Annotated in this window: 11 protein-coding genes; 5 read left to right on the top strand and 6 right to left on the bottom strand. The window is 64.6% G+C overall.

Going from position 1 to position 10568, the window contains the following annotated elements; genetic code table 11:
- A partial coding sequence (locus JOY90_RS24015) for an LLM class flavin-dependent oxidoreductase (protein ID WP_291693599.1) occupies window positions 1-549 on the top strand: 549 nt, incomplete at its 5' end.
- A 205-nt stretch (window positions 550-754) separates the two neighbouring features.
- On the opposite strand, the gene JOY90_RS24010 is transcribed toward JOY90_RS24015, so the two are convergent.
- Complete coding sequence (locus JOY90_RS24010) at window positions 755-1003, bottom strand: hypothetical protein (RefSeq protein WP_291693598.1); 249 nt, start codon at window positions 1001-1003, stop codon at window positions 755-757.
- Between the two features lie 399 nt (window positions 1004-1402).
- Window positions 1403-2473, bottom strand: coding sequence for a peptidyl-alpha-hydroxyglycine alpha-amidating lyase family protein (locus JOY90_RS24005; protein WP_291693597.1), 1071 nt, complete (start codon window positions 2471-2473; stop codon window positions 1403-1405).
- Window positions 2474-2632: 159 nt separating this feature from the next.
- On the opposite strand from JOY90_RS24005, the gene JOY90_RS24000 reads away from it, so the two are divergent.
- The 4 genes from JOY90_RS24000 (at window position 2633) to mctP (ending at window position 6110) form a co-directional block, all read left to right on the top strand.
- Window positions 2633-3619, top strand: coding sequence for a tripartite tricarboxylate transporter substrate binding protein (locus JOY90_RS24000; protein WP_291693596.1), 987 nt, complete (start codon window positions 2633-2635; stop codon window positions 3617-3619).
- An 88-nt stretch (window positions 3620-3707) separates the two neighbouring features.
- Window positions 3708-4238 (top strand): heme-binding protein, encoded by a 531-nt coding sequence (locus tag JOY90_RS23995; RefSeq protein WP_291693595.1) that lies wholly within the window; start codon window positions 3708-3710, stop codon window positions 4236-4238.
- A 182-nt stretch (window positions 4239-4420) separates the two neighbouring features.
- Window positions 4421-4600: a DUF3311 domain-containing protein gene (locus tag JOY90_RS23990; protein ID WP_291693594.1), complete on the top strand. Its 180-nt coding sequence runs from the start codon at window positions 4421-4423 to the stop codon at window positions 4598-4600.
- A 13-nt stretch (window positions 4601-4613) separates the two neighbouring features.
- Window positions 4614-6110: a monocarboxylate uptake permease MctP gene (gene mctP / locus JOY90_RS23985; RefSeq protein ID WP_291693593.1), complete on the top strand. Its 1497-nt coding sequence runs from the start codon at window positions 4614-4616 to the stop codon at window positions 6108-6110.
- Here mctP and JOY90_RS23980 read toward each other — a convergent pair.
- The 4 genes from JOY90_RS23980 to JOY90_RS23965 form a co-directional block, all read right to left on the bottom strand.
- The gene (locus JOY90_RS23980; RefSeq protein ID WP_291693592.1) at window positions 6094-7059 is read right to left on the bottom strand and encodes a tripartite tricarboxylate transporter substrate binding protein; all 966 of its coding nucleotides are present in this window, start codon (window positions 7057-7059) and stop codon (window positions 6094-6096) included. The genes mctP and JOY90_RS23980 overlap by 17 nt on opposite strands.
- Before the next feature lie 161 nt (window positions 7060-7220).
- Window positions 7221-8006: a fumarylacetoacetate hydrolase family protein gene (locus JOY90_RS23975; RefSeq protein ID WP_291693591.1), complete on the bottom strand. Its 786-nt coding sequence runs from the start codon at window positions 8004-8006 to the stop codon at window positions 7221-7223.
- A gap of 16 nt (window positions 8007-8022) precedes the next feature.
- The gene (locus tag JOY90_RS23970) at window positions 8023-9390 is read right to left on the bottom strand and encodes an LLM class flavin-dependent oxidoreductase (RefSeq protein ID WP_291693590.1); all 1368 of its coding nucleotides are present in this window, start codon (window positions 9388-9390) and stop codon (window positions 8023-8025) included.
- 27 nt (window positions 9391-9417) lie between these two features.
- A complete protein-coding gene (locus JOY90_RS23965; RefSeq protein ID WP_291693589.1) occupies window positions 9418-10470 on the bottom strand; it encodes an Ldh family oxidoreductase in 1053 nt (350 codons plus the stop codon).
- Between the last annotated feature and the right edge of the window lie 98 nt (window positions 10471-10568).

Genomic DNA, 10568 nt, shown 5'->3' with positions numbered 1-10568 from the left:
TCGACCGTCGATCGGCTGTCCTCGGGCCGGTTCATTTTCGGCGTTGGCGGGGGCTGGAATGAGGAGGAGATGGCCAATCACGGCACTGCGTTCAAGACGCGCTTCAAGCTGATGCGTGAGCGGATCGAGGCGATGAAGCAGATCTGGACCCAGTCGACCGCTTCATTCGACAGTGAATTCGTCAAGTTCGAACCGATGATGCAATGGCCCAAGCCGGTTCAAAAACCTCACCCGCCGATCGTTGTCGGCGGCGCATTCCCCCACGCCGCAAAGCGGGCAATTGCCTATGGCGACGGCTGGATCCCGATCGGCGGGCGCGCGGAGGACCCGCTCGAGGTGCTGCCGCAGTTCCGTCAAATGGCAAAGGACGCCGGCCGCGATCCCGCCTCGCTCTCCTTCGACATCTTCGGCGCGCCCCGAAAACTGGATGTGCTGAAGCGCTACCGTGACGCCGGCGTTGACCGGGTCGTCCTGATGCTTCCGCCCAAGCCCCGAGAAGATATTTTGCCCGTGCTGGATGAAGGCGCGGCCCTCGTGGCGGCGCTCTGAACTACGGCGATAGTGCACTCAACTCCCGCATGGTGACGCTGGGGGGACTGAGTGCACTGTCACCACAACTGGTTCTCCTTCCGTAAGGTCACGCTGCGAGGGGCGAGTTTGCGTCCAGAGACGGGGCGTAGCGTCGCCGCCCGCAACTGAGACGCTTGTGGAACTACGTCTGTGGCGCTTTTATTTTCCATAGAGTTCGCCGGATTCAGTGCCGCATCATCATCTGTGTGTTCATCTGCATCATCTGTCTGTTCGACTGTTCCATCGCCCACATCTGCTGCTGCGTGGCCGCCTCCTGCGATAGCCGCATCCTTCTCTTATCATCCAGGCATTGCACATAGGCCGGCGTTCCCGGTTTCAGCGCCGCGCTGCGGCAGGCCGCGTCGTCATTGGCTGCAATCTGCTCGGCGGACGTGAAGCAGGCGCCCAATGGAAGCGCGGCTGCCACGATCAACAGAAGCCGTAAAAAGTGCATTTCCTTCCCCCTCTCTTCTGAAGCCTCCGTCTTATAGACGCAACCAAGGCGCAATTGCGTTCTTGAGATTCAGGGCGCCTGGAAGTGCCGCCGCCCGCGCGCGCGAGGCGAAATTTCGGCTCGCCAGTACTCAACTCGCAAATAGAGTGGTTGCTCTGTTATCCATTAATGGTTGAGCGGATCGCTTATTACTGCGCCTGATTCCAATCGATCAGCCCGTTCTGTATGGTCCAGCAACGCTGAGACGGGACGTTCGTTATGGCGATGTCTCTTTGGTCAAAAGTGCCCGTTCTGGCTGTGGCCGACGACTGCCGGCCCTAACCCCAATTCCCGAGTTTTCCCAGACCGCGTCTAGCCGTCGCAACGACGGCAGAGGCATCACGGTTTCAACACCAGCTTCTGCACCCGCCAGTTCAGCAGTTCCGCGACGTAGAGCGTGTTCTCGAACGGGCACGCCATCGAATGCACCCAGCCGAACTGCTTCGGCTGCTTGCCGGACTGGCCGAGCACACCCAGCACCTTGCCGTCGAGCGAGAGCTTGTAGATGCGGCCGGGCCAGGCGTCGGAGGAATACAGCACCTGGTTCGGCGGCGGCGTGATGCAGATCGACCAGGGCGAGCCCGGCGCCATCGTGCCGCCGGCGATCATCGCCTCGTCCGGCACCTTGCCGATCGCGGGCCTCGCATCCTTCGGCACCGGCACGTCGATCACGATCTGGCGCAGGAAATTGCCGTCGCCGTCGAACACCTGGATGCGATGGTTGCCGCGGTCGGCGACATAGACATTGCCCTTTGCGTCGGTCGCGATCGAATGCGGCGTGTTGAACTGGCCGGGCTCCTTGCCGCGGTCGCCCCAGGATTTCAGCCAGTTGCCGTCCTTGTCGACCTTGGCGACGCGCGAATTGATGTAGCCGTCGGAGATGAAGGTGTTGCCCTGCTTGTCCCAGGCGACATCGGTGACCTGGCGGAAGCGGCCGTCCTCGGCCGGCAACGGCGGTTTTGGATGCTTCAGCGGGGCGGTGTCCTCGTCGGAGGCCTCCTGCTTGCGGCCGAACACCATCAGCACGCGGCCCTGCGGATCGAACTTGATCACCATGTCCGAGCCCTTGTCGGTGACCCAGACATTGTCCTGCGGATCGACCTTGACGGTGTGGGCGAACGACCAGGCGTAGAGGTTCTTGCCCATCTCGCCGATGAAATTGCCCTTGGCGTCGAACTCCAGCAGCTGCGTCGCGGCGGCGGCATAGGCGGGGCCGGTCGTGTTGCCGCGCGACAGCACGAAGACGTGGCCCTTGGAATTGACCGCGACGCCCGACACCTCGCCGAAATACATGTTGTGGGGCAGCCGCACCGGATTGGGGATGGAGTCGAATTTGATGGACGGGACCGATTGCTGGGCCAGCGCCGGAGGCGCGATCAACATTAATAGTCCAAGCAGACCGAGCTTCATGACATCCTCCCTGAATCCAGGCTCTGGCTGGGCCGGATCGTAGTGGACTGCCCGCATGGCCGTCCATTGCGGCGGGCGCGTTGCCCCATGTCACGCCATGCATGGCGAAACGGTCGAAGCCATCCTATGAAACTGGGCCATTTTCATTGATGAGGTCCCATGTTTGATCGAACCCATATTCGACTGAGGTTGGTCGCGCTTGCAGCGTGCGTACTTGTCGGCATCGTGCCGGGCGGTCGCGCGCTGGCCGCTTATCCGGAGCGGGTCATCAAGATCATCGTGCCGTTCGCGCCGGGCGGCGGCACCGACGTGATCGCACGGACGCTGGCGCAGGAACTGGGCGAGGACCTCGGCCAGACCGTCATCATCGAGAACAAGGCCGGCGCGGGGACGATCATCGGCACTCAGGCGGTCGCAACCAGTGACGGCGACGGCTATACGCTGCTGATGGGCACCTTCGCCAACGCCGTCAACCCGAGCCTCTATGACAAGCTGCCCTACGACCCGCACAAGGATTTCGCAGCCGTCGCGCTGGTCGCGCGTTCCTTCAACATCGTCGTGGTCAACGCCAAGTCGCCCTACCATTCCATTGCGGAGGTGATCGCGGCCGCCAAGGCCGAGCCCGGCAAGTTGTCGTATGGCACCTATGGTACGGGCACCTCGGCGCATCTGGCGGGCGAATTGTTCAAGTCGCTCGCCAAGGTGGACCTCACCATGGTGCCCTATCGTGGTGCGGCGCCGGCGATTACGGACCTGATCAGCGGCCAGATCCAGGTGATGTTCACGACGGTGGCAAGTGCAGCGCCCCTGGTCCAGAGCGGGCAGTTGCGCGCGCTGGCCGTGACCTCGGCCGAGCGCTCGCCGGCCTTTCCCGATGTCCCGACCGTGGCCGAGGCGGGCGTGCCCGGCTATGCCGCGGAGAGCTGGTATGGCCTGTTCGCGCCGGCGAAGACGTCGCCCGAGATCATCGACCGGCTCAACAAGTCGGCGGCCCGGGCGGTGCAGTCCGAGTCCTTCAAGAGGCTCGGCGTCAACGAGGGCCTGGTCATGGTGGCGAGCCCGTCCGCGGAGCTCGATCGCTATTTCGCCGGCGAGGAGGCGCGCTGGCGCAAGGTGATCAAGGATGCCGGGATCAAGCCGGAGTAGTTGCTGGAATATTCGATACCTCCGCGGGTTACTGCACGGGCGCGCACCTCGTGCCGCCAACAAGAGCAACTCAGGAGGGAAGATTCCCATGCGATCTACTATGCTGTTGACCGCCGTGGCGCTGGTGGCGACGGCGCCGGCCTTCGCCCAGACGCCCACGCCCGCGGCGTCGCCGCCATCCGCGGGTGGAACCCCGGACGCCATTCCGTTCGACATTCCCTACGGCCAATCGATCGGGCTGGAACAGGCCAAGCAGGTGATGGCTGCGGCGGAGGCCGAGGCCAAGCGCCGGAACTGGAAGATGGACATCGCCGTGGTCGACAACAACGGCGAGATCGTCATGTTCGAGCGGATGGAAGGCGCGCAGATCGCCTCGGGCAACGTCTCCATCGGCAAGGCGCGGACGGCGGCTCGCTTCCGCCGGGAATCGCGCGTGTTCTACAATCAGTTCGAGACCGGCCATGGCTATGTCGCGACGCTCGACCCGACCCTCGTGGCAAGCCCCGGCGGATTTCCGCTGGTCGAGGGCGGCAAGCTGATCGGTGCCGTCGGTTGCAGCGGCGGCACCGGCGACCAGGATGCGGCGACCTGCAAGGTCGGCGCCGAGGTTGTGAAATAGCCCGCTTCGTCGCGATGCGGCGCCGCAATGCAGCCGGCGCCGCATCGGCGGAGATGGCTCGTCGCGTAATCGTGTCTTGACCGCCGCGCTGCAACGAGACTGCGGCGCTGGCGCAAGGAACCACCGGTGGGTAGCTTGGTGAAAAGGCCGGCGCTAACCGGCCCAAGCCGGAGGGACCGCGAATGTGGATGTTGCTGCTCCTGCCGTTTGTCGGCTTGCTGTGGGTACCCTTCTACAATTTCACCGAGCCCGCACTGTTCGGCTTTCCGTTCTTCTACTGGTACCAGCTCGTCTGGGTCCCCATCACCTCGATCCTGATCTTTTTGGTCTATCGCAGCCGCTCGCCCGACGAAGCACCGTGAGGGGAGCGTCGCCATGACAGATCAGATCGAGTGGGTTGCGCTCTCCGTCTTCATCTTCTTCTTCGCACTCGTGACCGTGATGGGGTTCATGGCCGCGCGCTGGAAGTCCGCCGCGGCGCTGGCGCATCTCGATGAATGGGGCCTCGGCGGCCGCCAGTTCGGCATCTGGATCACCTGGTTCCTGATCGGTGGCGATTTCTACACCGCCTACACGGTGATCGCGGTGCCTGCGCTGGTCTATGCGGTCGGCGCCTATGGCTTCTTCGCGCTGCCCTACACGGTCATCGTCTATCCCTTCGTGTTCACCATCATGCCGGTGCTGTGGAAGGTGGCGCATGCCAACGGCTATGTCACCGCCGCCGATGTCGTGCACGGCACCTACCGGTCGCGCGGGCTCGAGCTTGCGGTCGCGATGACGGGCATGGTCGCGACCATGCCCTATATCGCGCTGCAGCTCGTCGGCATGGGCGTGGTGATCAAGGCGATGGGGCTATCAGGCGAATGGCCGATCGTCGCCGCCTTCATCATTCTCGCGCTCTACACCTACAGCTCCGGCCTGCGCGCGCCCGCGCTGATCGCCTTCGTCAAGGACATCATGATCTACATCGTGGTCCTGACCGCGGTCGTGATCGTGCCGGCCCAGCTCGGCGGCTATGGCGCGGTGTTCTCCGCGGCCAACGATGCCTTCGCCGCCAAGGGTGGCGCCACCGGGCTGACGCTGAAGCCGGGCCAGTATCTGCCCTATGCGACGCTGGCGCTCGGCTCCGCGCTCGCCGCCTTCATGTATCCGCACACGCTGACCGGCGTGTTCGCCGCGAAATCCGCCGACACCATCCGCAAGAATGCGATCCTGCTGCCGGCCTATACCTTGCTGCTCGGCCTGATCGCGCTGCTCGGCTACATGGCCTATGCCGCGCACCTCAAGGTGGCTACGCCGAACGACGTGGTACCGATGCTGTTCAGGACCCTGTTCCCGTCCTGGTTCGCAGGGTTTGCGTTTGCCGCGATCGCGATCGGCGCGCTGGTGCCGGCGGCGGTGATGAGCATCGGCGCCGCCAATCTGTTCACCCGCAATGTCTGGAAGTCCTACATCGATCCGGAGATCACGCATGCCGGCGAGGCGTCCGTGGCAAAGATCGCCTCGCTGGTGGTCAAGGTCGGCGCGCTGGCCTTCACCCTGTTCCTGCCGGTGCAATATGCGCTCGACCTGCAGCTGCTCGGCGGCTTGTGGATCCTGCAGACATTCCCGGCGCTGGTGTTCGGCCTGTTCACGCGCTGGTTCCGCGCCGAAGGACTGTTGCTCGGCTGGGCCGCGGGCATTCTCTGGGGCTCGTGGACCGCATGGGGCAACGGATTGAAGCCGCTCGCCACCGTCGCGCTCGGCGATTTCAGCTACACTTTCTATGTCGGGCTCGGCGCGCTGATCCTCAACATCGCGGTCGCGGCGATCGCCACCGTCGTCATCGGCACGATCGCGCCGAAGCCGGACCGGGCTATGGCTCGGCCTTGATGTTGGCGGATTTGGCGACCTCGGCCCAGCGCGCGATGTCGGCAGCGACGAGGCGCGAGAATGCCTCGGCCGAGCTGCCGACGGCGTCGACGCCGAGCGCCTTCAGCCGCGCCACGACGTCGGGCATTTTTGCGATCTTCACGAATTCGTCCTCGAGCTTCTTCGCAATAGCCGGCGGCGTCGCCTTCGGCGCGAATGCGCCAGTCCACAGCCGCCCGTCGACATCGGTGCCGATTTCCTTGAGGGTCGGCACCTCGGGGAAGTCGGCCATTCGTACCGGCGCCGCGACCGCAAGCGCGCGCACCGTGCCGGCCTTGATCTGCGGCGAGGCGGGACCTGCGTCGACGAACGCCGTCGTCACCTGGCCCGACACCACGGCCATCACGGCCTCGGTGGCGCTCTTGTAGGGAATCTGCTGCATCGGCGCGCCGGTCTTCTGCTTGAACAATTCGGTCACGAGCTGGAACGACGCCGAGGCGCTGGCGTAGTTGGCCTTGTCGGGGTTGGCCTTGGCATAGGCAGTGAGGTCCGCTACCGATTTGATCGACGAGGACGCATTGACCACCAGGATGGTCGGAAAGGCGGCGAGCTCGGACAGCGCGACGAAGTCGCGCGTCGATTCGTATGGCAGCTTGGCATAGATCGCCTGGTTGACGGTCATGCCGGTGGGGCCGACCAGGAGCGTGTAGCCGTCGGGCGTGGCCCTCGCGACATATTCCGTGCCGACGATGGCGCCGGCGCCGGGCTTGTTCTCGACGACCACGGGCTGGCCGAGGTCGGCCGCCAGCTTCTCGGCGAAGATCCGCGCGATGATGTCGTTGCCGCCTCCCGCCGCGAAGCCGACGATGATGCGGATCGACCGCGTCGGGTATTTTGCCGCGTCGTCCTGGGCGAACGCAGGGCCTGCCGCGAGCGCCGCGACCACGATCAAGAGCCGGTGAATCTTCATGGCATCGCGCCGGCGCGGCGCGGAGCGATGCCCCGGGTGAGGGGGACTCTCCACGAGTCCTGCTGCGGAAGCGGTCCCTCACCCCGGCCCTCTCTCCGTAAGAACGGCGAGAGGGAACGCATTTCAGGTGCGGCTCGCACGAACCCCATCCCATTATCCCTTCAACGCTTCTCGGCGACGAACCTGTTGCGCAGGGTGCCGATGCCGGTGATCTCGATCTCGACCACGTCGCCGCCCTTGAGGTCTGGCGAGGTGCCGTCAGTGCCCATCCAGATCACATCGCCCGGCCACAGCGTGAAATACTTCGTCAGCTCCACGAGGAAGGGCACCACGCCGAAGATCATGTCGTTGGTGTGGAAGCGGCCGGTCTCCTTGCCGTTGACCTTGATGATGGTCTCCATCTTCGCAAGATCGGCGTCGGTCTCGATCCACGGTCCCATCGGCTTGAAGGTGTCGGCGTTCTTGGCTCGCCACAAGCTGCGGTCGGCCTTCTGCCAGGTGCGCTCGCTGACGTCGTTGCCGATGGTGTAGCCGAACACGCAAGACATCGCGTTGTCAGGCGTCAGGTGTTTTGCCTTCTTGCCGATCACGACGACGAGCTCGCCCTCGTAATGGATTTTTTCCGTCGCGGTCGCCGGGATCACGACGTCCTCGTCGTGGCCGATCAGCGCGTTCTGGGCGCGATAGCCGATCTCCGGCCGGTCGGGCATGTTCGGCACGGTGCCGGCCTTGTCGGCCGCTTCCTTCAGGTGCTTCAGATAGTTCAGCCCGACGCAATAGAAGGTGCGAGGCACCAGCGGCAATTCGATCTTGACGCCGTCCAGCGCGTGCGTCTCCGTCGTGCGCTGCCATTCGCCGAACGGATCGCCGCTCACACCCGTGACCTTGTCGCCTTCGACGAGGCCCCAGGAGGTCCGGCCGCCGGCGGTGAATTTGAGCCAACGCATGGTGCTTTTCCTTTTCTTATTCCGCCGCAGCCTGCGTCTGGGTCTTCCAGGCGCCGGCGAGCGGCCGCTTCAATCCGAGATTTTCGCGCAGCGTCTTGCCGGCATAATCCCTGTGGAACAGGCCGCGGCGCTGCAATTCCGGCACGACATGGGTGACGAAATCGGCATAGGAGCCCGGAACGTAGGTCGCCGCGATGACAAAACCATCGCAGCCGCGGTTCACGAACATCTCCTCGAGCTTGTCGGCGATCTCCTTCGGGCCGCCGACGATCACGTCCTGCACCTGGCCGCGGCCGGAGAAGGCGATGAAGTCGCGCGCGGACGGATTGGTCTTGCCGGAATTCCTGAGCACGCCGTCGCGGATGCCGAGCATGCCCTGCATGCCATGCAATTCCTCAGTGGTCAGCGGCTCGTCGATGCCCTTGGCGGCGAAGTCGAAGTTCAGGCCTTCGGCGAGCAACGACAGCGCATCGATCTCCAGCGGCAGCTTCTGGATCAGCGCCATCTTGTCCTCGGCCTCGGCCTTGGTTGCGGCGCAGACCGGTGTCGTCAAATTGCACAGGAACATCTGGTCCGGGTCGCGGCCCGCTTTGGCCGCCTCGCCGCGGATCGCGTCATAGCCCTGCCTGGCCAGCGGCGGCGTGCGCGCCGCGGTGAAGATCACCTCGCCCCAGCGGCCGGCGAAGCGCTGGCCTCGGCCGGACGAGCCGGCCTGGATGACGACCGGATGGCCCTGCGGCGACCGCGGCACGGTGAAGGGGCCGCGCGATTTGAAGAACGGGCCTTTGTGGTCGAGCCGCTTCACCTTGGTCGGGTCGGCGAAACGGCCGCTCGTCTTGTCGATGATCAGCGAATCGTCCTCCCAGGAATCCCAGTGGCCGAGCACGACCTCCATGAACTCGTCGGCACGGTCGTAGCGCAGATCGTGCTCGAGATGCTCATCCTTGCCCATGTTGAGGGCTTCGCCGTCATTGACCGAGGTCACGACGTTCCAGGCGGCACGGCCGCCGGTCATCAAGTCGAGCGTGGCGAAGCGGCGCGCGACGTCGAACGGCTCGAAATAGGTGGTCGAGCAAGTTGAAGCCAGCCCGAGCCCGTCGGTGACCATGCCCATGGTGGTCAGCACGATGACCGGGTCCATCTTCACGCAGCGGATGCCATATTCGACGGTGTGGGCATGATCGCTGCCGAGGCGGTCTGGCATCGCCAGGCGGTCGTCGAAGAACGCCATGTGGAATTTGCCTGCCTCGAGGATGCGGGCGATCTCCTGATAGTAATCGGCCGACATCGAGTCGTCGCGCGACTCCGGATGCCGCCACGAGCTCGGCAGGTTGGTGCAGTTCTGCGCCTGCAGGAAGCCGACCAGGGCCATTTGCCGTGTCATCTTTGTTCTCCCCTGTGAGGCGTTCGGTTAAGCGAGGCCGAGCTCGGCGGCGAGCTTGTAGTCGGTTGCGAGCGCGCGGAGCTTTTCCCAGGTTGCGTCCTCGATCTCGATGCCGTTCTTGCGCCGTTCCTGCTCGCGCAGATACTCGATCTCGCCGGGGTAGAGCACGCCGGTCGATCCTTCCGATGGCGGCGTCGATTTCAGATAGCGCGCGAAATCCGCGACGTCCTTCTTGAACGTTTCGAGCGGACGGAAGGCCGCGACATTGAACACCGCCATGAAGCAGCCGTCATTATGCCGGCCTGTCGGCTCGACGCCGAAGCCGAGACCCGTCAGCAGGCCGCACAGCACTTCCACCATCGCGGCGAGCCCGCTGCCCTTGTAGCCCTCGGTGCCGCCGAGCGGCAGCAGCGCGCCGCCCTTGCGGTATTGCGTCGGATCGGTGGTGTGCCGCCCCTCGGCGTCGATGATCCAGCCGGTGGGAATCGCCTCCTTGCGCGCGACCGCCAGCATGATCTTGCCGGCGGCGACCGCCGAGGTGGCCATGTCCAGATAGAAGGGCGCGTCGAGGTCCGACGGCACTGCGATCGAGATCGGGTTGGTGCCGAGCCGCGGCTCGCGGCCGCCGAACGGGGCCACCAGCTTCGGCGACCTGCCGGAGTCGGCGGTCGCAATCCCGATCATGCCTGCCTTCGCCGCCATCAGTGGATAGGCGGCGAGCCGTCCGACATGGCTCTGCCGGAACACGGTGCAGGCCGCGACATTGGCAGTTCTGGCCTTCTCGATCGTCAGCGCCATCGCCCTGGTGTTGACATGGAAGCCAAAACCCCAATGGCCGTCGATCACGGTCGTGGTCGGCGATTCCTGCTCGATGGTCCATTTGACGCCGGGCACGATATGGCCGGCCTTGATGCGGTCGATATAGGTCGGGACCGCGATGATGCCGTGAGAATCATGGCCCGCGAGATTGGCATTGACGCAACCGACCGCGACGGCATCGGCTTCCTCCTCCGTCGCCCCGGCGGCGCGCAGCAGCGCTGCGCCGATCTTGGTGAGACGGTCGGCCTGAACGATCGGCATGGCATTTCCTCTGATACTTGCCCGCGCCAGCAACGGTTCGAGAACGGATCGAGAGCGGGTCCTGCTTTTTGTCGCCACACGTTTTGTCTCAAAGCGAT

It is taken from the genome of Bradyrhizobium sp. (assembly GCF_019242285.1).
In the GTDB taxonomy this organism is placed as follows: Bacteria; Pseudomonadota; Alphaproteobacteria; order Rhizobiales; family Xanthobacteraceae; genus Bradyrhizobium.
Note: the sequence above shows the minus strand (reverse complement) of the source record. Positions and strands in the feature narration are given on the sequence as shown.

What these genes read in the sequence shown, in the direction of transcription:
- JOY90_RS24005 (WP_291693597.1), bottom strand. Translation starts at nt 2,473, where the DNA reads ATGAAGCTCGGTCTGCTTGGACTATTAATGTTGATCGCGCCTCCGGCG.
- JOY90_RS24000 (WP_291693596.1), top strand. Translation starts at nt 2,633, where the DNA reads ATGTTTGATCGAACCCATATTCGACTGAGGTTGGTCGCGCTTGCAGCG.
- JOY90_RS23995 (WP_291693595.1), top strand. Translation starts at nt 3,708, where the DNA reads ATGCGATCTACTATGCTGTTGACCGCCGTGGCGCTGGTGGCGACGGCG.
- JOY90_RS23990 (WP_291693594.1), top strand. Translation starts at nt 4,421, where the DNA reads ATGTGGATGTTGCTGCTCCTGCCGTTTGTCGGCTTGCTGTGGGTACCC.
- mctP (WP_291693593.1), top strand. Translation starts at nt 4,614, where the DNA reads ATGACAGATCAGATCGAGTGGGTTGCGCTCTCCGTCTTCATCTTCTTC.
- JOY90_RS23980 (WP_291693592.1), bottom strand. Translation starts at nt 7,059, where the DNA reads ATGAAGATTCACCGGCTCTTGATCGTGGTCGCGGCGCTCGCGGCAGGC.
- JOY90_RS23975 (WP_291693591.1), bottom strand. Translation starts at nt 8,006, where the DNA reads ATGCGTTGGCTCAAATTCACCGCCGGCGGCCGGACCTCCTGGGGCCTC.
- JOY90_RS23970 (WP_291693590.1), bottom strand. Translation starts at nt 9,390, where the DNA reads ATGACACGGCAAATGGCCCTGGTCGGCTTCCTGCAGGCGCAGAACTGC.
- JOY90_RS23965 (WP_291693589.1), bottom strand. Translation starts at nt 10,470, where the DNA reads ATGCCGATCGTTCAGGCCGACCGTCTCACCAAGATCGGCGCAGCGCTG.